Source organism: Pseudomonas sp. RIT-To-2 (genome assembly GCF_029623465.1).
GTDB classification, from domain to species: Bacteria; Pseudomonadota; Gammaproteobacteria; order Pseudomonadales; family Pseudomonadaceae; genus Aquipseudomonas; species Aquipseudomonas silvicola.
The window spans coordinates 291,228-313,706 of sequence record NZ_JAPYKM010000001.1; the positions used below are offsets into that span (position 1 = coordinate 291,228).

At 64.1% G+C, this 22,479-nt stretch carries 20 protein-coding genes; 10 read left to right on the forward strand and 10 right to left on the reverse strand.

Translation table 11 applies throughout. The features are described 5' to 3' along the window. Positions 1 to 35: 35 nt before the first annotated feature. The 4 genes from QBK88_RS01430 to QBK88_RS01445 form a co-directional block, all read right to left on the reverse strand. Positions 36 to 1,016, reverse strand: a complete 981-nt coding sequence (locus tag QBK88_RS01430; RefSeq protein WP_277960613.1) for a FecR family protein — start codon at positions 1,014 to 1,016, stop codon at positions 36 to 38. Then, positions 1,013 to 1,531, reverse strand: a complete 519-nt coding sequence (locus QBK88_RS01435) for an RNA polymerase sigma factor (RefSeq protein WP_268147665.1) — start codon at positions 1,529 to 1,531, stop codon at positions 1,013 to 1,015. The genes QBK88_RS01430 and QBK88_RS01435 overlap by 4 nt, the downstream gene beginning before the upstream one ends. 157 nt (positions 1,532 to 1,688) lie before the next feature. Then, complete coding sequence (locus tag QBK88_RS01440; protein ID WP_277960614.1) at positions 1,689 to 2,396, reverse strand: 3'-5' exonuclease; 708 nt, start codon at positions 2,394 to 2,396, stop codon at positions 1,689 to 1,691. Further along, complete coding sequence (locus QBK88_RS01445; protein ID WP_445764876.1) at positions 2,393 to 4,330, reverse strand: putative nucleotidyltransferase substrate binding domain-containing protein; 1,938 nt, start codon at positions 4,328 to 4,330, stop codon at positions 2,393 to 2,395. Before QBK88_RS01445 ends, QBK88_RS01440 begins: the two co-directional genes overlap by 4 nt. 216 nt (positions 4,331 to 4,546) lie before the next feature. Between QBK88_RS01445 and QBK88_RS01450 the strand changes: the two genes are divergently transcribed. Continuing rightward, the gene (locus QBK88_RS01450; RefSeq protein WP_277960615.1) at positions 4,547 to 4,990 is read left to right on the forward strand and encodes a response regulator; all 444 of its coding nucleotides are present in this window, start codon (positions 4,547 to 4,549) and stop codon (positions 4,988 to 4,990) included. Between the two features lie 119 nt (positions 4,991 to 5,109). Here QBK88_RS01450 and QBK88_RS01455 read toward each other — a convergent pair whose 3' ends face one another. Continuing rightward, positions 5,110 to 7,287, reverse strand: coding sequence for a malate synthase G (locus QBK88_RS01455; RefSeq protein WP_277960616.1), 2,178 nt, complete (start codon positions 7,285 to 7,287; stop codon positions 5,110 to 5,112). A 332-nt stretch (positions 7,288 to 7,619) separates the two neighbouring features. Here QBK88_RS01455 and QBK88_RS01460 point away from each other — a divergent pair, with 332 nt between their 5' ends. Further along, complete coding sequence (locus QBK88_RS01460) at positions 7,620 to 8,138, forward strand: ACT domain-containing protein (protein WP_277960617.1); 519 nt, start codon at positions 7,620 to 7,622, stop codon at positions 8,136 to 8,138. 213 nt (positions 8,139 to 8,351) lie between these two features. Here QBK88_RS01460 and rarD read toward each other — a convergent pair whose 3' ends face one another. The 5 genes from rarD to QBK88_RS01485 form a co-directional block, all read right to left on the reverse strand. After that, positions 8,352 to 9,239 (reverse strand): EamA family transporter RarD, encoded by an 888-nt coding sequence (rarD, locus tag QBK88_RS01465; RefSeq protein WP_277960618.1) that lies wholly within the window; start codon positions 9,237 to 9,239, stop codon positions 8,352 to 8,354. A 120-nt stretch (positions 9,240 to 9,359) separates the two neighbouring features. Continuing rightward, positions 9,360 to 10,334: a serine/threonine protein kinase gene (locus QBK88_RS01470; RefSeq protein WP_277960619.1), complete on the reverse strand. Its 975-nt coding sequence runs from the start codon at positions 10,332 to 10,334 to the stop codon at positions 9,360 to 9,362. Between the two features lie 75 nt (positions 10,335 to 10,409). Further along, positions 10,410 to 12,278 carry a PhoX family protein gene (locus QBK88_RS01475; protein ID WP_277960620.1) on the reverse strand — a complete coding sequence of 623 codons (1,869 nt, stop codon included), beginning with the start codon at positions 12,276 to 12,278 and terminating at the stop codon, positions 10,410 to 10,412. A 101-nt stretch (positions 12,279 to 12,379) separates the two neighbouring features. After that, positions 12,380 to 13,144, reverse strand: a complete 765-nt coding sequence (locus QBK88_RS01480) for a TOBE domain-containing protein (RefSeq protein ID WP_277960621.1) — start codon at positions 13,142 to 13,144, stop codon at positions 12,380 to 12,382. 62 nt (positions 13,145 to 13,206) lie between these two features. Then, a complete protein-coding gene (locus QBK88_RS01485; RefSeq protein WP_277960622.1) occupies positions 13,207 to 13,944 on the reverse strand; it encodes a ComF family protein in 738 nt (245 codons plus the stop codon). A gap of 91 nt (positions 13,945 to 14,035) precedes the next feature. On the opposite strand from QBK88_RS01485, the gene bioB reads away from it, so the two are divergent. From bioB to QBK88_RS01525, 8 genes are all read left to right on the forward strand, one after another. Then, positions 14,036 to 15,094 (forward strand): biotin synthase BioB, encoded by a 1,059-nt coding sequence (bioB, locus tag QBK88_RS01490; RefSeq protein ID WP_277960623.1) that lies wholly within the window; start codon positions 14,036 to 14,038, stop codon positions 15,092 to 15,094. Between the two features lie 6 nt (positions 15,095 to 15,100). After that, a complete protein-coding gene (bioF, locus tag QBK88_RS01495; protein WP_277960624.1) occupies positions 15,101 to 16,273 on the forward strand; it encodes an 8-amino-7-oxononanoate synthase in 1,173 nt (390 codons plus the stop codon). After that, positions 16,266 to 17,000 (forward strand): alpha/beta fold hydrolase, encoded by a 735-nt coding sequence (locus QBK88_RS01500; protein WP_277960625.1) that lies wholly within the window; start codon positions 16,266 to 16,268, stop codon positions 16,998 to 17,000. The genes bioF and QBK88_RS01500 overlap by 8 nt, the downstream gene beginning before the upstream one ends. Then, complete coding sequence (gene bioC, locus QBK88_RS01505) at positions 16,993 to 17,817, forward strand: malonyl-ACP O-methyltransferase BioC (protein WP_277960626.1); 825 nt, start codon at positions 16,993 to 16,995, stop codon at positions 17,815 to 17,817. The genes QBK88_RS01500 and bioC overlap by 8 nt, the downstream gene beginning before the upstream one ends. A gap of 1 nt (position 17,818) precedes the next feature. Continuing rightward, positions 17,819 to 18,499, forward strand: coding sequence for a dethiobiotin synthase (bioD, locus tag QBK88_RS01510; protein WP_268147696.1), 681 nt, complete (start codon positions 17,819 to 17,821; stop codon positions 18,497 to 18,499). Positions 18,500 to 18,606: 107 nt separating this feature from the next. After that, complete coding sequence (locus tag QBK88_RS01515) at positions 18,607 to 18,903, forward strand: pyrroloquinoline quinone biosynthesis protein PqqE (RefSeq protein WP_268147698.1); 297 nt, start codon at positions 18,607 to 18,609, stop codon at positions 18,901 to 18,903. A 264-nt stretch (positions 18,904 to 19,167) separates the two neighbouring features. Next, complete coding sequence (locus QBK88_RS01520) at positions 19,168 to 20,973, forward strand: phenylacyl-CoA dehydrogenase (protein ID WP_277960627.1); 1,806 nt, start codon at positions 19,168 to 19,170, stop codon at positions 20,971 to 20,973. Between the two features lie 196 nt (positions 20,974 to 21,169). Continuing rightward, entirely contained in the window at positions 21,170 to 22,456 is a 1,287-nt protein-coding gene (locus QBK88_RS01525; protein ID WP_268147702.1) for a GGDEF domain-containing protein, read from the forward strand. Positions 22,457 to 22,479 lie beyond the last annotated feature (23 nt).

A 22,479-nucleotide genomic window follows, 5' to 3' on the forward strand; every position in this document is an offset into this window, starting at 1 on the left:
CCTTATCGAAAATAATTTTGATTTAGATCTGTAAGCTAGCGTTTCTGCGTGCTGGCCGGGCGTTTTTCCAGGGTGACCCACCAGCGGGTGTGGGCCTGGATCTGAATCGGCAGGGTGGGCAGCAGGGCGCTCAAGGCCAGGTCAGTGTCCTTGAGGGGGAAGCTGCCGGTGATGCGCAGGTCGGCGACGTCCGGGCTCACCCCCAGGTAACCAGGGCGGTAACGCGACAGCTCCTGCGCCAGATCGCCCAGGCGAGCGTTGTCCACTACCAGCATGCCGCGGGTCCAGGCGTCGGCACCGGGGCTGAGGGCAGCGGTTTCACCCAACTCGGCGCGGCGCATCAGCACTTGCTGGCCTTCATGCAGCACCACTTCGCCGGGCAACTCGCGGGCGTGGGCAGCAACGGCTGACTGCAGCACACTGAGGCGCGTACCCTGGTCCTCGCGGAGCACCAGGAAGCGGGTGCCCAGCGCGCGTAGCTGACCGTCCTGGGTTTCGACGATGAACGGGCGCTGTTCGCCGGCCGGGTGGCCGGTGCGTACCATGATCTCGCCTTCACGCAGGACAATGCGGCGCTGGTCCTGGTCGAAGCGCACGTCGATGGCGCTGTGGGTGTTGAGTTCCACCAGGGTGCCGTCGGCCAGGGTCAGGGTGCGCTGCTCGCCGGTGGCGGTGCGCTGGTCGGCCAGGTAGTAGTTCAGCGGTACCCAGCGGTGCAGGCTGAACGCCGCCAGGCCCAGCACCAGCACCACACTCGCCAGGCCGCTGCCCAGCCTGCGCACCCGCTGGCGTGCAGTGGCGTTGCTGTTGAGCAAGGCCTTGCGGCCAGCGGCCGGGGCCACGCGCAAGCGTTCGTCGAGCATGCCCAATTGCCGCCAGGCGCGTGCGTGCTCTTCATCGGCAGCGTGCCAGCGCGCGAATTCGGCCTGCTGCGCCGTGCTGCTGTCGTCGAGCGCCAGTTGCCACTGGATGGCGGCATCCAGCACCTGGGCCGATACCGGGCCGTTTGGGCTCACGTCGGCTCTCCGTACAGGGCCACGTAGCACTGGCGCATACCTTGGGCCAGGTATTGGCGCACCCGCGGCACGGACACCCCCAATTGCTCGGCGATTTCGGCGTGGCCCAGGCCCTCCAGGCGGTTGAGCAGGAACGCCGAGCGTGCCTTGTTCGATAGTTTGCAGAGCATCTGGTCGATGGCGTGCAGGTCTTCGAGGATCAGTTGCTGCTCTTCGGGGGAAGGCTGTTCGCCTTCCGGGATTTGCATCAGTTCGGCCAGGTAGGCCTGTTCCAGGGCGCTCCGCCGGAAGTGGTCGAACAGCAGGCCCTTGGCGATGGCCACCAGGAAGGCGCGGGGCTGGCGGGGTGCGCTCAGGGTTTCGCGGCCCAGCAGGCGCACGAAGGTGTCCTGGCTGAGGTCTTCGGCCCGTTGCGCGCAGGCGATATTGCGCCGTAGCCAGGCAAGCAGCCAGCTTCGGTGGTCGCGGTAGAGCGCACCCACCAACTCACCGTGAGGGCTATGGGCTGAAGACAAGATGTTCCCCGAATGCAAGCGCTTTAACTAACGAGAATTATTCGCGATTGTGTCAGGGATGCTGGCGCGGTGCAATTGGCGCTCGTCGGGCGCTCTGTATCCATATTTTGCTAGCCCGGTCCCACATGGAGCGGCCGCGCCAAGTAGGCTGGTGCACTCAAAGCGACGGCATGTTCTGCCGGCGGCGCCATTGGCTCAGGCGCTCCAGTAGCAAGGCGGGGCTGTCCAGGCCCTGGCGGCGCGCCTGGCTCAGCAGGATCAGCGCCAGTTGCGCGGTGACATAGGCGTCGGCACTGGCGTTGTGGCGTTCATCGGCCTGCAGGCCGAAATGGCCGGTCCAGTCATCCAGCGAGGCTTCGCGCAGCACGGTCTGGGGGTTGAGCAAGGGCGCCAGCTCGGCCACGTCGATGAAGGGGTGCTGCAATTTGTAGCCCAGGCTGTCCTTCAGCGCGCGGCCGAGCATGCGCTGGTCGAACGGTGCGTGGAAGGCCAGCACCGGGCTATCGCCCAGAAAACTCATGAAGTCGAGCAGGCCATCGGCCGGTGCGCAGCCGGCGGCGATGGCACCGGGGCCCAGGCCGTGCAGCAATACACTGGGGCTCGTTTTGTGGCCAGTGCGCTGCAGGGTGCACTCGAACTGCTGGGACAGGTCGATGGCGCCATCCTCGATCACCACCGCACCGATGGACAGCAACAGGTCGCGGTTGACGTTCAACCCCGTGGTTTCCAGGTCCAGTACCACCCAGCGCTGTTGGCGCAGGCTGCCATCGCCAAGGGCTGCGGGCCCGCGCAGGCGCTGCACGGCCAGTTGCTGGGCCGGGTCGAGGCCCGGCCCGGCCGGGCGCAACCAGGCAAACAGGCTCATAGCTGGTACCTCAGGGTCAGGCTGGCCTGCAGGCGTTGGGCCTGGCGCAGCGACTCGCGCAGGATGCGCCGGTCCAGGTCGTTGAGGCTGTCGGGGTCGATACGGTTTGACCAGGGCTGGTTGTCGCGGGTCTGGCGCTGATGCTGCTGCATGCGGGTCTGTTGAATGAAGTGGTAAGCCTCTTCGTAGGCAGCGCCGTCGAGTTTGTCGATGACTTCCCGGGCCACCAGCTGGCGCAGGCGTTGCAGCGTGTTGGTGGCTTCGATGCCATTGGCCAGCGCCAGCAGGCGCGCGCCGTCGACGAACGGGGCCAGGCCTTGCCCCTTGAGGTCCAAAGTCCCCGCCCGGTCGCTACCCTTGCGGCTGAGGACGAATTCGCGAAAGCGCCCCACGGGCGGGCGCTGGCGCAAGGCATTTTCAGCCAGCATGCGCTGGAACAGACGATTGTCGGCCACTTGGTCGAGCACCTGGCGACGCAACTGTGCACAACCCTGCTCGTCACCCCACACCACCCGCAGGTCGAAATAGATGCTGGAGCCCAACAGGTTTTCTGGCGTGGCTTCACGCACAAAGGCGGCGAAGCGCCGCGCCCATTCGGCCCGTGACAGGCACAGCTCGGGGTTGCCGGCCATGATCTTGCCCTGGCACAGGGCGAACCCGCATTGGGCCAGGTTGAGGTTGACCTGATGGGCGATGGGCAGCAGCTTGCCGCGAATCTCGGCGGCATGGGCCCCGTCCCGGGCCTCGAAGAGGATACCGTTATCCTGGTCGGTATACAGGGTCTGCTCCTGGCGGCCTTCGCTGCCAAAGCACAGCCAGCTGAACGGCACGCCGGGGTCGCCCTTGTCCTGCAGCACCAGTTCGATGACGCGGCACACGGTGTGGTCGTTGAGCAGGGTGATGATCTGGGTAATCTGTGTGGACGACGCGCCGTGGGCGAGCATGCGCTCCACCAATTGGCTGATCTCGCCGCGCAGGTGCACCAGTTGTTCCAGGCGCGCGGCATTGCGGATGGTGCGTGCCAGGTGCACCAGGTCTACCCGTTGCAGCGAGAACAGGTCGCGCTCGGAGACCACGCCGCACAAGCGCCCTTCCTTGACCAGGCAAACGTGGGCGATATGGCGTTCGGTCATGGCAATGGCCGCATCGAAGGCGCTGGCATCGGGGCTCAGGTAGAAAGGCTCGGCGATCATGTGGCGGCCGATGGGCTGGGTGAAGTCGGCGTCCATGGCCGCCGCTACTTGGCGCAAGTCGCGCAGGGTGAAGATGCCCTGTGGATAACGTTGCTCATCGACGATCACGATGCTGCCCACTTGCTGTTCGTGCATGAGCTTCACGGCTTCGCGCAACGGCGTCAGGGCATCACAGGTGACCGGATGGCGCATGGCCAATTCACCCAGGCGGGTGTTGAGCGAATATTGGGTGCCCAGGGTTTCCACGGCGCGGCGCTGCACTTGCAGGTTGACCTGGTCCAGCAAGCTGCTGACCCCTCGCAGGGCGAAGTCGCGAAAGGGCGCTGACAAGGAAAACAGCTTGATGAAGGCCAGCTTGTGCAGTTGCAGGCAGAAGGTATCCTGCGCCGCCAGGTGTTCGGTGCGGGTGGCCCGTTCGCCGAGCAGCGCGGCCAGGGGGAAACATTCGCCGGTGGTGATTTCGAAGGTGGTTTCGGTACCGCGCCGTGAGGTGTGGGGGCGCTCGCCTGCTACCAGGCCTTGCTTGACGATGTAGAAGTGTTCCACGGGCCCGTCGGCGGGCTTGATGATGCTTTCGCCAGCGGCGTAGAAACGTAATTGGCACTGTTCCACCAGGTAGGCCAGGTGAGCCTGGTCCATCTGGTTGAAAGGCGCGTGGCGCTGCAGGAATTGCAGGGTACCCTGAATGTTCTGCAGCACCGCTGTCTTGCCCGCCAGGGCATAGGCGTCCGGTTTACTCATGTGCATGACCGCATTGTTCTTATCGTTCAACATGGTCGGCTTGATGGGCGGGGCTTCCCATTGGACGTAAGTCTAAAAAAAATGCTTCAACTGAGTCGTATTCCTAGACATCATGCTGGTCTTCACGTGACGACCCGACGAAGTGCACAGGCAAAGCCACTCGTCTGCGGTCTCAACCAGGTGGGTGCACCTGGTTTTCCCTATGATGAGAGGCATATGTCCGATCACGATATTTTGAGCGATGCCGAGCGCGAGGCACTCAGTGCTGTGATGCACGTGCCGGATCTGCCCCCACAGCAGACGTTGATTGTCGACGACGATCAGGTGTCGCGCGAACTGCTGGCCGAGATTCTGGGCTTGCAGGGCATCCCTTGCCTGACCGCCGCAAGCGCCGCGCAGGCTTTGCAACTGCTGGCTTCGAACAAGGCCATCGGCCTGCTGGTCACCGACCTGCGCATGTCGCCGGACAACGGCCTGGACCTGATACGCAAAGTGCGCGAATCCGATCGCGCGGCGCTGCCGATCATCATCATGTCGGGTGATGCGGGCGTGAAGGATGCCATCGCGGCCATGCACCTGAGCGTGGTGGACTTCCTGCTCAAGCCGATTGATACCGAGCAGTTGGTCAAGCTGGCCAGGAAGGAACTGGGGCTGGAGTAGCAGCGACTATCCGACTGGCGATTGTGGGGGGGGGATGGCGTGCCACCGAGCTTTTCAGGCCCTTCGAAAAACTCGCTGGCACCGGTATGGCAAGCGGCCGTTAGGCCGCTACAGGTAGGTTACAGCCCGTTGCGGGCCTTGAACTCGCGGCGTTTGCGGTGCAGTACTGGCTCGGTGTAGCCGTTGGGCTGCCTGGCCCCTTCGATCACCAGTTCCACCGCCGCCTGGAAGGCGATGTTGTTGTCGAAATCCGGTGCCAGCGGGCGGTACAGCGGGTCGTTGGCGTTCTGGCGGTCCACTACCGGTGCCATGCGCTTGAGGCTTTCCAGAATCTGCGCTTGCGTAGCGATGCCATGGCGCAGCCAGTTGGCCAGCAGTTGGCTGGAAATACGCAGGGTGGCGCGGTCTTCCATCAGGCCCACGTCGTGAATGTCCGGCACCTTGGAGCAACCCACGCCCTGGTCGATCCAGCGCACCACGTAACCCAGAATGCCCTGGCTGTTGTTGTCCAGTTCGTTCTGGATCTCCTCGGCGGACCAATTCGTCTCCTTGGCCAGCGGAATGGTGAGGATGTCATCCACCGATGCCGGTGCGCGCTTGGCTAGTTCAGCCTGGCGCGCGAACACGTCCACCTTGTGGTAGTGCAGCGCATGCAGTGCTGCGGCGGTAGGCGAAGGTACCCAGGCGGTATTGGCGCCGGCCAGCGGGTGGGCGACCTTCTGTTCGAGCATGGCGGCCATCAGGTCGGGCATGGCCCACATGCCCTTGCCGATCTGCGCACGGCCTTGCAGGCCGGTTTTCAAGCCGATATCGACGTTGGAGTTCTCATAGGCGCCGATCCACTTCTCGGCCTTCATGGCCGCCTTGCGCACCACGGCGCCGGCCTCCATGGAGGTGTGGATCTCGTCACCGGTACGGTCCAGGAAGCCGGTGTTGATGAACACCACGCGCTCGCTGGCGGCTTGGATACAGGCCTTGAGGTTCACCGTGGTGCGGCGCTCCTCGTCCATGATGCCAACCTTGAGGGTGTTGTGCGCCAGGCCCAGCACACCTTCGATACGGCCGAAGAGTTCGTTGGTGAAGGCGGCTTCTTCAGGGCCGTGCATCTTCGGTTTGACGATGTACACCGAGCCGGTGCGGGTGTTCTTGCGGCTGGTGTTGCCGTTGAGGCTGTGGATCGCCGCCAGGCTGGTGAGCAGGCCGTCGAGGATGCCTTCAGGCACTTCGTTGCCTTGTGCATCGACAATGGCGTCGATGGTCATCAGGTGGCCGACGTTGCGCACGAACAGCAGCGAACGCCCGTGCAGGCTCAGTTCGCCGCCATTGGGGCCGGTGTACTGGCGGTCGGGGTTCATGGTGCGGGTGAAGGTGCTGCCGCCTTTGGACACTTCTTCGGCCAGGTCGCCTTTCATCAGGCCCAGCCAGTTGCGGTAGATTACCACCTTGTCGTCGGCGTCCACGGCGGCCACCGAGTCTTCGCAGTCCATGATGGTAGTCAGGGCCGCTTCCATCAGCAGGTCCTTGACCCCGGCGGCATCGGTCTGGCCGACAGGGCTCTGGGCATCGATCTGGATTTCGAAGTGCAGGCCGTTGTTCTTCAGCAGGATGGCGGTGGGGGCCGCCGCGTCGCCCTGGTAGCCCACCAGTTGCGCGTCGTCGCGCAGGCCGCTGTTGCTGCCGCCCTTGAGGGTGACCACCAGCTTGCCGTCGACGATCTTGTAGGCAGTGGAGTCAACGTGGGAGCCGGCCGCCAGGGGCGTGGCTTCGTCCAGGAAGGCACGGGCGAAGGCGATGACCTTGTCGCCGCGAACCTTGTTGTAGCCCTTGCCTTTCTCGGCGCCACCTTCATCGCTGATGGCGTCGGTGCCATACAGGGCATCGTACAGCGAGCCCCAGCGGGCATTGGAGGCGTTGAGGGCAAAGCGGGCGTTCATCACCGGCACCACCAGTTGCGGGCCGGCCATGTGGGCGATTTCTTCGTCGACGTTTTGCGTCGTGGCCTGGAAGTCTGCCGCTTCTGGCAGCAGATAACCGATTTCCTGCAGGAAGGCCTTGTAAGCCGGGGCGTCATGAGCCTGGCCCTGACGCGCCTGGTGCCAGCCGTCGATCTTGGCTTGCAGGGCGTCACGCTTGGCCAGCAGGGCTTTGTTCTTTGGAGCGAGGTCGTTGATGATCTTTTCAGCCCCGGCCCAGAACTGGTCGGCGTCGAGGCCGGTTCCGGGAATGGCTTCGTTGTTCACGAAGTCGAACAGGACTTTGGCGACCTGAAGGCCACCGACTTGAACGTGTTCAGTCATTGCTTGCCTCACTCTGCTCAGCTATTCAGCTCTTGTATTTAAGCCTGTAGCGCTTCTCTCGGGCGCCTCGGCAGACCTCGATCTGGCATTATGTAGTCCGCGCTGCGGCATACTACATGATGCCGTGCGGTTGTGAAAATCAGACTAAATACGTCGCTCTGCGACTATTTTTGCACTACCAGTCACGCCACGAATCGTATGTTCTCAAAACTACGGCCAATTGTTCCAGATAAATCTAAAAAACGTACACAGGTTTTCAGCTCGTCTGCTACGCCACACGGTCCTCGGCCCTTGCCTATACTGCTTGGGCTCACAACAAGAGGGGTGGCAGCGTGGACCACTTAGTATTGACCGTTTTTGCCCCGGACAAGCCCGGGCTAGTCGAACGGATAGCCCAATGCGTGGCCGACCATAACGGTAACTGGCTGGAAAGCCGTCTGTCGCGCATGGCCGGGCAGTTCGCGGGCATCCTCCGGGTGGCGGTGCCGCCTGAAAACCACAGCGAACTGGTGGATGCGTTGCAAGGGCTGTCAGCCAAGGGCATTCGGGTGATGTTTGCCCAGAGCAGTGCCGAACCCACCTGCACCTCTAAACCCATCACCATGGAACTGGTAGGCAATGACCGCCCTGGCATCGTGCGCGACATCAGCCGCTTGTTGGCGCAGGAAGGTGTGAACGTGGAGCGCCTGACCACCGACGTGCGCCCGGCGGCCATGAGCAGTGAACTGCTGTTTCACGCCGATGCGGTGCTGGGCTTGCCCCTGAGTCTGTCGCTTGACCAGTTGCAAACGCGGCTGGAGACGTTGGCCGATGACTTGATGGTGGAACTGGTACTGCGCACCGAGCCGTGAAAGTTGTTCATCTTTATCTTGCACCTGCCTGTGGATAAGCTGGGGGAACACCGCGCAGACGACGGCGGGCCGGGCTTCTCCGGCATTTGGCTAAAAAACGAGCAATTTCAGGGGCTTGTGCACAAACGGCGGGGATGGTGCTGTGGATAACCTTGGGGTAGTCCGTTGCAGGCCACGAGAACCGTGGCCTGCAGAGGTTTGATCGTTTTCTGATCAGGTTTTTCTACGCAAATTCACCACGGCATCGATGCTGTAGATCAGCAGCCCTGCCCAGATGAATGCGAAGGCCACCAACGCGTTGGCGGACAACGGCTCATGGTATTTGAACACCGCCAGTAGCAGCACCAGGGTCGGCGCCAGGTATTGCAGGAAGCCCAGGGTGGTATAGGGCAAATGGCGGGCCGCGGCGTTGAAGCTCACCAGCGGTACCAGGGTGATAGGCCCGGCGGCCAGCAGCCACAGGCCGTCGGTGGTCAGCCAGAAGTCGGGTTGGGCACTGTTGGCCCCCGGGTTCAAGGCCAGCCAGATCAGGGCCAATGGCACCAGCAGCCAGGTTTCCACCACCAGCCCCGGCAGTGCCGCCACTGGCGCTTGCTTGCGGATCAGGCCATAGAAACCGAAGGTCAAGGCCAGGGCCAGTGATACCCACGGCACGCTGCCGACCTGCCAGATCTGCTGGGCCACGCCTGCGGCAGCCAGGCCCACGGCCAGCCATTGCAGGCGGCGCAGGCGTTCACCCAGTACCAGCATGCCCAACAGCACGTTGACCAGCGGGTTGATGTAGTAGCCCAGGCTGGCTTCCACCATGCGCCCGTTGTTCACCGCCCACACGTAGATCAGCCAGTTGGCGGCTATCAGGGTTCCGCTGCCGGCCAGGATGGCCAGGCGCCGCGGGTTGTCGCGCAACTGGCGGAACCAGCCAGGGTGCTTCCAGGCGGCCAGCAGCAGGCTGCCGAACAGCGCCGACCACAGCACGCGGCTGACGATGATCTCGACGGCGGGCACGGCCTCGATGGCCTTGAAGTAGAGCGGGAACAATCCCCAGCAGATGTAGGCGGTCAGGCCCAGCAGATACCCGCGGCGCGGGTTGGCGGCTTGCATGCTATGTCCTAGGGGCAGCTTTGAGCGTCAAGCTGCAAGTAAAAGCGGATCGTGGTTAGTGGGGGCCACGCTGCAAAAAGCGTGGCTTCGCCCGGCATCAACTGCAGCTTGCGGCTGCTTTCAGAACAGTTTGAGCGGCTCTTCGTTGAGGGCCGCCAATTGTTCGCGCAGGGCCAGTACCTGGTCGCCCCAGTAGCGCTCGGAACCGAACCAGGGGAAGCTGCGCGGGAACGCCGGGTCATCCCAGCGGCGGGCCAGCCAGGCGCTGTAGTGCATCAGGCGCAGGGCGCGCAGGGGCTCGATCAGCGCCAGTTCGCGGGGGTCGAAGTCGTGGAATTCGCTGTAGCCATCCATCAGCTCGGACAATTGGCCCAGGCATTCCTGGCGGTCGCCCGCCAGCATCATCCACAGGTCCTGAACGGCCGGGCCCATGCGGCAGTCGTCAAGGTCGACGATGTGGAATACTTCGTCGCGGCACATCATGTTGCCGGGGTGGCAGTCGCCATGCATGCGAATGTTCTGGTGCGGGGTGTCGCGGTATACCTCTTCAACGCGCTTGAGCAGGTCGCGGGCCACCGATTCGTAGGCCGGTAACAGACTACGGGGGACGAAGTTGCCTTGCAGCAGGAAATTCAGCGAATCCTGGCCGAAATTCTTCACGCCCAGTGCTTCGCGGTGCTCGAACGGACGGGTGGCTCCCACGGCGTGCAAGCGGCCCAGCAGTTGGCCCAGACGGTACAGCTGGTCCAGGTTGCCAGGCTCTGGCGCGCGGCCACCGCGGCGCGGGAACAGGGTGAAGCGAAAGCCCTGGTGTTCGAACAGTGTGCGGCCTTCATGAACCATGGGGGCGACCACCGGCACTTCGCAGTCGGCCAGTTCGGCGGTGAAGCTGTGTTCTTCCAGGATGGCGGCGTCGGTCCAGCGGTCCGGGCGGTAGAATTTGGCGATCAGCGGCTGGCCGTCCTCGATGCCCACCTGGTAAACGCGGTTCTCGTAGCTGTTGAGCGCCAATACGCGCGCGTCGCTGAGGAAACCGATGCTTTCCACGGCATCCAGCACCAGGTCGGGGGTGAGGGTTTCAAACGGGTGAGACATGCTGACTCCTGCGTGCGGCAGGCGGCCGCGTCCGGCCAATCATGGTAACAGACGCGGCGGGCCGGCGGCGGTTCATCAGGCGCCGATCACACCCCCGTCGTCACGGGTGATGGCCATCACCGAGGAGCGTGGCTTGCCGCCGGGCTTGTGTTCGGGGAACGTCGAACCGCCGTTCTCGCCGGGGTGCTGGATGCCCACGAACAGGGTGCGCTGGTCGGGGGCGAAGCTGATGCCGGTGACCTCGCAGCCTACTGGGCCAACCATGAAGCGGCGGATCTCGCCGCTATGGGGGTCGGCGCAGAGCATCTGGTTGTTGCCCATGCCAGCAAAGTCGCCCTCGTTGCTGACGTCGCCGTCGGTCAGTATCCACAGCCGGCCGGCGTCGTCGAAGCCCAGGCCATCGGGGCTGTTGAACATGTTCTGGGCAGTGACGTTGGCTGAGCCGGCCTCGGGTTTGCCGGGGTGGACGCTGGGGTTGCCGGCCACGGCAAACAGGTCCCACTCGAAATTCATCGCACCGTGGTCATCGCCGGCCGGGCGCCAGCGCAGGATCTGCCCGTAGATGTTCTTTGCCCGTGGGTTGGGGCCGCCCACGGGCTGGCCGTCTTCGCCGCGCTTGATGTTGTTGGTCAGGGTGCAATACACCTGCCCGTCTCGGGGGCTGACCACTATCCATTCGGGGCGGTCCATACGCGTCGCCTGGCGGTGGCTGGCGGCCAGGCGTGCGTGAATGAGCACGTCGGCCTGGCTCGCGAAGCCATTGCTGGCGTCCAGGCCCTGTTGGCCGTGGCTCAATTCCAGCCACTGGCCGGCGCCCTTGTGTTCGGCGCCGGCTTCGAAGCGGGCGACGAACAGGGTGCCGTGGTCCAGCAGGTCGCGTTGGCCACTGTCGACGCGGTCGCGACTGATGAAGCGGTAGATGAATTCGCCGCGTTCGTCGTCACCCATGTACACCACGGCCCGGCCATCGAGGGTTTGCGCCAGGGCGGCGTTCTCGTGCTTGAAGCGGCCCAGGGCGGTGCGTTTGACGGGCGTGGAGGAGGGGTCGAACGGGTCTATTTCCACAATCCAGCCGTGGCGGTTGAATTCGTTGGGGTTATGAGCCAGGTCGAACCGCGGGTCGTGAGGGTGCCAATCGACCTCCTTGCTGGTGACGCTGGCGCCGTAGCGTTTCTGCGCGGCATTGAACGCCTGGCTGGCGTTGCTGCTACCGAAACAGTCGCTGAAGTTTTCTTCGCACGTGAGGTAGGTACCCCAGGGCGTCTTGCCATTGGCGCAGTTCTGGAACGTACCCAGCACATGGTGGCCTTCTGGGTCGGAGGCCGTGCGCAGCAGCGCGTCGCCGGCGGCGGGCCCGCTGAAGGTAATGGGCGAGTTGCCGTGTATGCGCCGGTTGTAGGGCGAGCCCTGAACGAACTGCCAATGGCCGCCCCGGCGATGCACCTCGATCACCGATACCCCTTCGCTGGCCAGGGCCTTGCGCACCTCCTCGGGTGACTGCGGCCTGCCGCCGTGGGCGTACAGGTAGCGATAGTTGGTGTATTCGTTATTGATCGCCAGCAGGGCGCGGTCGGGGTCGTCCTTGAAGGGGAACAGGCTCATGCCGTCATTGTTGTCGCCGAATTGCCGTTCCTGGTCTGCGGCACTGCCGTGGCCGCTGGCGTCGAACGCGGGGCCGTTGGCGTGCAGCGGCTGCCCCCAGCTGATCAATACCGATGCCTTGTAGCCGGGCGGCAGGCTGAGACTGTCGGCGGTGGCGGCGGGAATGCCGGCGAAACCCATCAGTGGGCTGCTGCTGAAGGCGGCATTGGCGCTGCGGCTGAGCAGGCTGCCGCCCAGGAACAGCGCGGCGCCACCCAGGGCGCCAGCGCCGAGAAAACCGCGGCGGGTCAGGCCGGTCAGGTGTTCGAGGTCGGTGGGTTCTTGGTCTTGTAGTAGGTGCATGAATCAGGCTCCCTGCGGGTAAGGGGCATCACGCTAGGCAGGCGGTATGACAGGCGTGTTGCAATACATATCTCGCAACAATCCTGCAGGGCTCGGCAAGGTCAGAGGGGCGTCCCCAGCAATACGAACCCAGGCGCGAACGACACCAATACGTCCTTGCCCGCGGCCAGCCCCAGGTCTTCCACCCGCGCGGCCTCTTCCAGCGCGCAGAGCGTCTGCCCATTGGCCAGGCCTACGCGTACCTCGGTGGGGCCGTGCGGGTCTTCGATCACTTGCTCCACGCGGCCCACCAGACCGTTTTCACCCGTTGGCACAGGGCCGGCAGCGTCGTGCAGACGCAACCAGCCGGCTTTGATCAACGCCAGCACCTGTACGCCGTCGGCCAGTTCCAGGTTGTCGGTGCTTTCGTGGGTGATTTGCGCACTCAGGCACAGCCCGGCACCCAGGTCCAGGTCTATCAAGTCATTGCGGCCCTGGGCCGTGATACCGCACACCGTGCCCTGCAACTGGTTGCGGGCGCTGGTGCGCAGCATCAGGCGGCTGAGCAGGTCCAGGTCACTGACGTCCTCGGCAGCTTCCAGCACCTGGGCCTGCAGGGCCTGCAAACGCTGATACAGGCGCAATACGCGCTGGCCTTCCTCGGACAACCGTGCGCCACCGCCACCTTTGCCACCCACTGCGCGCTCCACCAGAGGCTTGTGGGCCAGGTTGTTCAGTTCGTCGATGGCATCCCAGGCCCCCTTGTAGCTGAGCCCGGCGGCCTTGGCGGCGCGGGTGATGGAGCCCTGTTCAGCGATGTGCTGCAACAGGGTGATACGCTGGGGACGGCGGGCGATGTGCTGGGTAAGCAGGCTGGGCAAGGGCATGGCTGGGGCGCTTTCAGACAATTTTGTAGTGCGCACGACGGTGAACCCGGCGGCCCGCCAAGTCAAGAACTGCCCGGTTTGGGCGTGCGCGCCAGGCAATAGACGTCCACCCGGCTAGCGCCAGCCCGCAGCAGCAGGTTCGCGAGGGCCCTGGCCGTGGCGCCGGTGGTCATCACGTCATCCACCAAGGCGAAATGGCGGCCCTGAACCCGAGGCCGCGGGCACAGGGTGAAGGCCTGCAGCAGGTTGCGCTGGCGCTGCCGTGCGCCCAATTCCTGCTGGGCACGGGTTTCATGGGGGCGCAGTATCAGCTGTTCATCCACTGCCAGCTCCAGTTGCGGCCCTAGCCAGCGGGCCAGCATCGCCGCCTGGTTGAACCCCCTCTGGCGCAGACGCTTGCGGCCCATGGGTACCGGCAGCAGGCAGTCGGGGCGTGCCAGGCCATCGTCGAATCGCTGCTGCAGCCAGTGCCCCAGCAGCACGGCCAACAGGCGCCCCAATGGCCAGCGGGCCTGGTGCTTGAAGCGGCTGATCAGGCTGTCCACTGGAAAACCGTAGTGCCATGGCACCTCCACCTGGTGGAACGGAGGCCGGCGCCGCGCGCATGTTTTGCACAACATGCCGTCGATCGGTAGCGGCAACGCGCAGCACAGGCACCGTTCGTGCAGCCAGGGGAGCTCCATTTCACAGGCGTCGCACAGAGGGTAGGGGTGATTCGCTTGCTCATCGCACAACAAGCACGATTGATTGTTTTTTAGCCAGTTGTAAACCGGCCTTCCGTGACCTGGTTGACAGTGCATGCGTCTTCCTTAAATATGCCGTTTAACCGTGTCGCGCCTGTGGACATTTCCTTGTCCCGGCGCCAGCCCCAGCATAACCAAGGAATCGCCCATGAGCGCCAGCACAACTGCAACGCTTCGTCACGACTGGACCCTGGCCGAGGTCAAGGCCCTGTTCACCCAGCCTTTCAATGACCTGTTGTTCCAGGCCCAGACCGTGCACCGGGCGCATTTCGATGCCAACCGCGTGCAGGTATCGACCCTGCTGTCGATCAAGACCGGTGCCTGCCCGGAAGACTGCAAGTACTGCCCGCAGTCGGGCCACTACAACACCGGCCTTGAAAAAGAAAAGCTGATGGAAGTGCAGAAGGTGCTGGAAGAGGCAGCGCGGGCCAAGGCCATCGGTTCCACCCGATTCTGCATGGGCGCGGCGTGGAAGCACCCGTCGGCCAAGGACATGCCCTACGTGCTGAAAATGGTCGCGGGCGTGAAAGCCATGGGCCTGGAAACCTGCATGACGCTGGGCAAGCTGGACCAGGAGCAGACCGCCGCCCTGGCCGAGGCCGGCCTGGACTACTACAACCACAACCTGGACACCTCGCCGGAATTCTACGGCAGCATCATCACCACTCGTACGTACGGTGAGCGCCTGCAGACCCTTGCCTATGTGCGCGACGCGGGCATGAAGATCTGCTCGGGGGGCATCCTGGGCATGGGCGAGTCGCTGGACGACCGCGCCGGGCTGTTGATCCAGCTGGCCAACCTGCCTGAACACCCGGAGTCGGTGCCCATCAACATGCTGGTCAAGGTGGCCGGCACGCCGCTGGAAAACGCCGAAGACGTCGACCCGTTCGATTTCATCCGCATGCTGGCAGTGGCTCGCATCCTGATGCCGCAATCCCATGTGCGCCTGTCCGCTGGCCGCGAGGCCATGAACGAGCAGATGCAGGCCCTGGCGTTCTTCGCCGGCGCCAACTCGATTTTCTACGGTGACAAGCTGTTGACCACCGCCAACCCGCAAGCGGACAAGGACATGGCACTGTTCGCCCGCTTGGGTATCAAGCCCGAAGCCCGCGAAGAGCACGCCGACGAAGTGCACCAGGCGGCCATCGAACAGGCACTGGTCGAGCAGAAGAGCAGCGAGCTGTTCTACGACGCCGCGTCGGCGTAAGCGCCGATGGCCTTCGACCTCAGCGCGCGGCTGGCTGAACGCCGCGCCGCCGACCTCTACCGTCAGCGACCGCTGCTGCAAAGCCCCCAGGGCCCGCAGGTGGTGGTCGATGGCCAGCCCCTGCTGGCCTTCTGCAACAACGATTACCTGGGCCTGGCCAACCACCCCGACGTAATCGCCGCCTGGCGTGCCGGCGCCGAGCGCTGGGGCGTGGGGGGCGGAGCCTCGCACCTGGTGATAGGCCACAGCGGCCCTCACCATGACCTGGAACTGGCCCTGGCCGAGTTGACCGGGCGCCCCCGGGCGTTGCTGTTTTCCACCGGCTACATGGCCAACATCGGCGCGGTAACCGCGCTGGTGGGGCAGGGCGACACCGTGCTGCAAGACCGCCTCAACCACGCTTCGCTGCTGGATGCCGGGCTGCTCAGCGGTGCGCGTTTCAACCGCTACCTGCATAACGATGCGGCCAGCCTGGCCAACCGCCTGGAGAAAGCCACCGGCAACACGCTAGTGGTGACCGACGGGGTATTCAGCATGGACGGTGACATCGCCGACCTGCCGGCCCTGGCCAGGGTTGCCCGGGCCAAGGGCGCGTGGCTGATGGTGGACGACGCTCACGGCTTCGGCCCCCTGGGCGCCAACGGCGCGGGCATTGTCGAGCACTACGGCCTGGGCATGGACGATGTGCCAGTGCTGGTTGGCACCCTGGGCAAGGCATTCGGTACCGCCGGTGCCTTTGTCGCGGGCAGTGAAGACCTGATCGAGGCCCTGGTGCAGTTCGCCCGGCCCTACATCTACACCACCAGCCAGCCGCCGGCGCTGGCCTGCGCCACGCTCAAGAGTCTGGAGTTGCTGCGCCGCGAGCAGTGGCGCCGCGAGCACCTGGCCAGCCTGATCCGCCAGTTCCGCCATGGCGCCGAGCAGATCGGCCTGCACCTGGTGGACAGCTTCACGCCCATCCAGCCGATCCTCATCGGCGATGCCGGGCGTGCCGTGCGCCTGTCGCAGATGCTGCGCGAGCGCGGCCTGATGGTCACCGCCATTCGCCCGCCTACCGTGCCAGCAGGCAGCGCACGCCTGCGCGTGACCCTGTCGGCGGCCCACAGTGAAGCGCAGGTGCAGCTATTGTTGAATGCATTGGCCGACTGTTATCCGCTGCTGGAGCCGAGCAATGCGTGACCGCCTGATTCTGTTGCCAGGCTGGGGCATGGGCCCTGAGCCCTTGCAGCCCCTGGTTGCCGCGTTGCATGGGCTGGATGAGCGCCTTCAGGTGCAAATCCAACCCTTGCCCGAGCCGGGCACCAGCGAGGTGGCCGATTGGCTGGATGCACTCGACGCGAGCATCCCGGCGGACTGCTGGCTGGGCGGCTGGTCGTTGGGCGGCATGCTCGCCGCCGAGCTGGCCGCGCGGCGCGGCGAGCATTGCTGCGGGCTGATCACCCTGGCCAGCAACCCCTGCTTCGTGGCTCGCGCCGAGTGGCCCAACGCGATGCCGGCGCAAACCTTCGACGCTTTCCTGGCCGGTTGCAGCGTTGACCTGAAGACCACGCTGAGGCGCTTCAGCCTGCTATGCGCCCAAGGCGCACCGGACGATCCGCGAGCCCTGTCGAAGCTGCTGGCAGCCAGCGCACCCACCGTTTCGCCCGCGGCTTTGCTGCATGGCCTGGAGCTGCTTGCACAGCTGGACATCCGCAACGCCCTGCAAGCTTTCAGCGGGCCGCAGCTGCACCTGTACGCCGGCGCGGATGCCCTGGTGCCGATCGAGGCCGCCGCGGACGTCCTGGCGCTGCTGCCCGATGTCGAAGTTGGCCTCATTGAAGAAGCCAGTCACGCTTTCCCCCTGGAAGACCCCCATGAACTGGCGGCGGCCATCCAGGCCTTTCTGCACGAGTCCCCCGATGACTGATCTTTCCACGCCACCGTTGCCCGGCAGCCTGCCGGACAAGCGTCAGGTGGCGGCTTCCTTTTCCCGTGCCGCGGCCACCTATGACAGCGTTGCTGAGTTGCAGCGCGCCGTTGGCGCCGCCCTGATCGAGCGCCTGCCCGAGGGCCTGGACCCTCGGCGCTGGGTCGACCTGGGCAGCGGCACCGGCCACTTCAGCCGAGCCTTGGCGGCGGCCTGGCCCGAGGCTTATGGGGTGGCCGTGGACATTGCCGAGGGCATGCTCCAGCACGCCAGGCCCCTGGGTGGTGCGCAGGCCTATGTAGCGGGTGATGCCGAGCGCCTGCCGTTGTGCGAAGCAAGCCTGGACCTGCTGTTCTCGAGCCTGGCAGTGCAGTGGTGCAGCGACTTCCCCGCGGTGCTTGCCGAGGGCCGCCGCAGCCTGCGGCCCGGCGGCGTCATGGCCTTCGCCAGCCTGTGCGTGGGCACCCTGGGCGAGTTGCGCGAAAGCTGGCAGGCCGTGGACGGCATGGTTCACGTCAACCGTTTCCGGCATTTCGACGATTACCAGCGGCTGTGCGCTGCCAGTGGCCTGGATGTGCTGTGCCTGGAACAGCTCCCCCATGTCTTGTACTACCCTGATGTGCGTGGGTTGACCCATGAACTCAAGGCATTGGGTGCGCATAACCTCAACCCGGGCCGCCCGGGCGGGTTGACCGGGCGCGCACGCATGACCGGGTTGTTGCAGGCTTACGAACAATTCCGCCAGCCGCAAGGCTTGCCGGCCACTTATCAAGTGGTCTACGCGGTACTGCGCAAACCGCTGGAGGGGGGGAACTGAGATGGGCCCAGCTTACTTTATCGCCGGCACCGATACCGATGTCGGCAAGACCACTATCGCCGCCGGCCTGTTGCATGCAGCGCGCCTGAACGGCCTCAGCACTCTGGGGGCCAAGCCGGTCGCTTCCGGTTGCGAGGTAACGCCTCGGGGCCTGCGTAATGCCGATGCCCTGGCATTGATCGCCGAAAGCTCATTGCAGTTGCCTTACGAGCAGGTCAACCCGGTCGCCTTCGAACCGCCCATTGCACCGCACCTGGCAGCTCGTGAAGCGGGCGTGACACTGAGCGTACCCGGCTTGCTGGCGCCGATGCGCGATATTCTGGCTCACGGGGCGGACTTCACCCTGATCGAGGGGGCGGGTGGCTGGCGCGTGCCGTTGTCCGGCCAGGCCAACCTGTCTGACCTGGCCATTGCCCTGAAGCTTCCGGTCATTCTGGTGGTGGGTGTACGCCTGGGCTGTATCAACCACGCGCTGCTGACTGCCGAGGCCATCGCCCGCGACGGCCTGCAGCTGGCGGGCTGGGTGGCGAACGTCATTGATGCCCGTACTTCCCGGCTGGAAGAAAACCTCGCGACCCTGGCCGAATGCCTGCCTGCCCCATGTCTGGGGCGGGTGCCTCGGCTCAAGGGGATCTCTGCCGCCATGGTGGCAGAGCACCTGCAACTGGACCTGCTGGATTAGCTTTGGCTATGGGCTAAGCAATGTGCCATTAGGGTTTTTGACGTGTGTTTTTTGACACGCTCTGCTTCAATATCGGTCATCACCCTATCCGTCCCCGGAGTTCGACCATGCAAATCTCAGGAGGCAGCGCCTATTACGCAGGCCTGAGCGCTGTGCAGAACGGCCTTGCCCGCGTTGATCAGGCTGCCAGCCAGATCGCCAGCAACTCGGTTGACCGCCCGGCGGTGAGCAACCAGTCCACCAACCTGCAGGCCCAGCAAGTGCTATCGGTGGATCGCAGCCAGCAAGACCTGGCCGGCAGCGCCGTGGAACTGACCCAGGGCAAGCTGCAGGTCGAAGCCGGTCTGAAAGTGACCCATGCAGCCAACGAAACCCTTGGCACGCTGATCGACACCTACGCCTGATTTTGCGGGAGCTGGTTTCCAGCTCCCACATGCCGTTTGCACCTCCTCTCCCTGATCTCCCCTCATTCACCACACCTTTGCAGGCCTGTGGCGTGCCCGGCTGCGCGCATTCGTCGCACGCCGGGTGTAGTCTGGGATGAACGAGGCTTGACAACTTTTCGGCGTAAACGTATGTTTCAAACACCTGTTTGACAGAGAGCCGACAATCGCGAGTTGGCCTGTTGCGGTCACACATTCCTGTTTCATCAGCAGAGGTTTATCGCTATGCCTGACTACAAGGCCCCCTTGCGTGATATTCGCTTCGTACGTGACGAACTGCTTGGTTATGAAGCGCACTATCAGAGCCTGCCGGCTTGCCAGGACGCTACCCCGGACATGGTCGACGCCATCCTCGAGGAAGGCGCGAAGTTTTGTGAGCAGGTACTGGCGCCGTTGAACAGGGTGGGTGACACCGAAGGCTGCACCTGGAGCGAGTCGGGCGTGAAGACGCCGACCGGCTTCAAGGCAGCCTACAAACAGTTCGTGGAAGGCGGCTGGCCAAGCCTGGCCCACGACGTCGCCCATGGCGGCCAAGGGTTGCCCGAATCGCTGGGCCTGGCGGTCAGTGAAATGGTTGGCGAGGCCAACTGGTCGTGGGGCATGTACCCCGGCCTGTCCCATGGCGCGATGAACACCATTTCCGAGCACGGCACGCCCGAGCAGCAGGACGCCTACCTGACCAAACTGGTATCAGGTGAATGGACCGGCACCATGTGCCTGACCGAGCCGCATTGCGGTACCGACCTGGGCATGCTGCGCACCAAGGCCGAGCCACAGGCCGATGGTTCCTACAAAGTCACCGGCACCAAGATCTTCATCTCGGCCGGTGAACACGACATGGCCGATAACATCATTCACATTGTGCTGGCCCGCCTGCCCGACGCGCCGGCCGGCACCAAAGGCATCTCGCTGTTCATCGTGCCCAAGTTCGTGCCCAACGCAGACGGTAGCCTGGGTGAGCGTAACGCGGTCACCTGCGGTTCCATCGAACACAAGATGGGTATCCACGGCAATGCCACCTGCGTGATGAACTTCGACGCGGCCACCGGCTTCCTGATCGGCCCGGCGAACAAGGGCCTGAACTGCATGTTCACCTTCATGAACACCGCTCGCCTGGGGACTGCGCTGCAAGGCCTGGCCCATGCCGAAGTGGCGTTCCAGGGCGGCTTGAAATACGCCCGCGACCGCCTGCAGATGCGCTCCCTGACTGGCCCGAAAGCGCCCGACAAGGCCGCCGACCCGATCATCGTGCACCCTGATGTGCGCCGCATGCTGCTGACCATGAAGGCCTTCGCCGAAGGTAACCGTGCCATGGTCTACTTCACGGCCAAGCAGGTGGATATCGTCAAGTACGGTACCGACGAAGAAGAGAAGAAAAAGGCCGACGCACTGCTGGCCTTCATGACCCCGATCGCCAAGGCGTTCATGACCGAAGTGGGTTTCGAAGCCGCCAACCACGGCGTGCAGATCTACGGCGGTCATGGCTTCATCGCTGAATGGGGCATGGAGCAGAACGTTCGCGACAGCCGCATCTCCATGTTGTACGAAGGCACCACCGGCATTCAGGCCCTGGACCTGCTGGGCCGTAAAGTGCTGATGACTCAAGGCGAAGCCCTGAAAAGCTTCACCAAGATCGTCCACAAGTTCTGCCAGGCCAACGAAGGCAACGAAGCGGTCAATGAATTCGTGACCCCGCTGGCCCAGTTGAACAAGGAGTGGGGCGAGCTGACCATGAAGATCGGCATGGCGGCCATGAAGGACCGCGAGGAAGTGGGCGCCGCGTCGGTGGACTACCTGATGTACTCCGGCTACGCCTGCCTGGCCTACTTCTGGGCTGAGATGGCCCGCCTGGCAGCCGAGAAACTGGCAGCCGGCACCAGTGAAGAGGCGTTCTACACCGCCAAGCTGCAGACCGCGCGCTTCTACTTCCAGCGCATCCTGCCGCGTACCCGCACGCACGTGGCGGCTATTTTGTCGGGTGCCAGCAACCTGATGGACATGAACGAAGAGCATTTCGGCCTCAGCTACTGAGGTCTGCCGCCAGACTAAAAAACCGCTGCCCCTGGGTAGCGGTTTTTTTATGGCGTGAAGCACACAGGCCAGCTTTTACCGGGAGGAATCTCTGGCGCCAGGAAATCGTTGTTTTCTTCATTAAGCATTCGTAATAACGGCCGATACACTTGAAGGCACAATGCCATGACCTTGCCACCGTATCGGACCCCACCTTTTGCTGCGTTTATCCGCTTTTCGAATCAGCCATTTCCTGCCATCGCTGCTCTTGTTGCTTGCGGGGTTGGCGGCTGCCTACGTAAGAGACCTGAACGTCTTCTTCACCTCTCTGTTCAACGTGCTGCCTACCCTGGTGCTGTTGCTCGGCGGTGCCTACTGCGCGGTCTACCGCCGCCAGCGCGAGCTGTTCCTGATGGTCACGGTGTACATCGCCTATTACCTGCTGGACACCCAGACCGACTTCTACCGCGATAATGGCCGGGTGCGCGAAGACGCCGCCGTGGTGTTCCATCTGTGCTGCCTGCTGTTGCCCGCCCTGTTCGGGCTGTTTGGCGCGTGGCAGGAGCGCACGCATCTGTTCCAGGACATGGTCGCCCGCTTTGCCGTGCTGCTGGCGGTGGGCAGCACGGCGCTGGGCCTGGAGCAGAGCTTTCCGGTACCGTTGCTCAACTGGCTGGCGGAGATACGCTGGCCCTCGTTGCACGGCCAGTGGATGAGTTTGATCCAGTTGGCGTACCCGATGTTCTTTCTGGCCTTCGTGCTGCTGGTGGTGCAATACCTGCGCGAACCACGGCCGCTTCACGCCGCGCAACTGGTGGGGCTGGTCGGCCTGTTCTGGATGCTGCCCAAGACCTTCATCCTGCCGTTCACCCTGAACATCATGTGCAGCCAGGTGATGCTGATGATTGCCGCGGCGGTGGCCCACGAGGCTTACCAGATGGCCTTCCGTGACGAGTTGACCGGCTTGCCCGGGCGGCGCGCACTGAACGAGCGCATGCAGCGCCTGGGCCGCAACTATGTGCTGGCGATGACCGACGTCGACCATTTCAAGAAATTCAACGACACCCATGGGCACGACGTGGGTGACCAGGTGCTGCGGCTGGTGGCCAGCAAGCTGGGCAAGGTCACCGGTGGCGGGCGGGCCTACCGCTACGGGGGTGAGGAGTTCGCCCTGGTGTTCGCCGGCAAGACCATGGAAGAGTGCATGCCGCACCTGGAAGCCATTCGCGAAGTCATCGCCAACTATTCCATACAACTGCGCAACCCCGAGAACCGCCCACAGGATGACAAGCAGGGCCGCCAGCGCCGCTCGGGGCCTGGGGCATCCGCCGTGTCGGTGACTATCAGCATTGGCGTCGCCGAACGGCTGGTCGAACATCGCACACCTGAACAAGTGCTCAAGTCCGCCGACGAAGCGCTTTACAGCGCCAAGGGCGCGGGGCGCAACTGCGTGATGGGCTATGGGCAGACCCGCAGGGGGGCCGTGCGCAACGCCGCAGCCTGATGTGACCATGGTTGACCATATGG

Excerpts from the sequence above, each read along its gene's own strand:
- QBK88_RS01440 (WP_277960614.1), bottom strand. The coding sequence starts at position 2,396 with ATGAGCCTGTTTGCCTGGTTGCGCCCGGCCGGGCCGGGCCTCGACCCG.
- QBK88_RS01445 (WP_445764876.1), bottom strand. The coding sequence starts at position 4,330 with ATGAGTAAACCGGACGCCTATGCCCTGGCGGGCAAGACAGCGGTGCTG.
- QBK88_RS01450 (WP_277960615.1), top strand. The coding sequence starts at position 4,547 with ATGTCCGATCACGATATTTTGAGCGATGCCGAGCGCGAGGCACTCAGT.
- QBK88_RS01455 (WP_277960616.1), bottom strand. The coding sequence starts at position 7,287 with ATGACTGAACACGTTCAAGTCGGTGGCCTTCAGGTCGCCAAAGTCCTG.
- rarD (WP_277960618.1), bottom strand. The coding sequence starts at position 9,239 with ATGCAAGCCGCCAACCCGCGCCGCGGGTATCTGCTGGGCCTGACCGCC.
- QBK88_RS01470 (WP_277960619.1), bottom strand. The coding sequence starts at position 10,334 with ATGTCTCACCCGTTTGAAACCCTCACCCCCGACCTGGTGCTGGATGCC.
- QBK88_RS01475 (WP_277960620.1), bottom strand. The coding sequence starts at position 12,278 with ATGCACCTACTACAAGACCAAGAACCCACCGACCTCGAACACCTGACC.
- QBK88_RS01480 (WP_277960621.1), bottom strand. The coding sequence starts at position 13,144 with ATGCCCTTGCCCAGCCTGCTTACCCAGCACATCGCCCGCCGTCCCCAG.
- QBK88_RS01485 (WP_277960622.1), bottom strand. The coding sequence starts at position 13,944 with ATGCACTGTCAACCAGGTCACGGAAGGCCGGTTTACAACTGGCTAAAA.
- bioB (WP_277960623.1), top strand. The coding sequence starts at position 14,036 with ATGAGCGCCAGCACAACTGCAACGCTTCGTCACGACTGGACCCTGGCC.
- bioF (WP_277960624.1), top strand. The coding sequence starts at position 15,101 with ATGGCCTTCGACCTCAGCGCGCGGCTGGCTGAACGCCGCGCCGCCGAC.
- QBK88_RS01500 (WP_277960625.1), top strand. The coding sequence starts at position 16,266 with ATGCGTGACCGCCTGATTCTGTTGCCAGGCTGGGGCATGGGCCCTGAG.
- bioC (WP_277960626.1), top strand. The coding sequence starts at position 16,993 with ATGACTGATCTTTCCACGCCACCGTTGCCCGGCAGCCTGCCGGACAAG.
- bioD (WP_268147696.1), top strand. The coding sequence starts at position 17,819 with ATGGGCCCAGCTTACTTTATCGCCGGCACCGATACCGATGTCGGCAAG.
- QBK88_RS01515 (WP_268147698.1), top strand. The coding sequence starts at position 18,607 with ATGCAAATCTCAGGAGGCAGCGCCTATTACGCAGGCCTGAGCGCTGTG.
- QBK88_RS01520 (WP_277960627.1), top strand. The coding sequence starts at position 19,168 with ATGCCTGACTACAAGGCCCCCTTGCGTGATATTCGCTTCGTACGTGAC.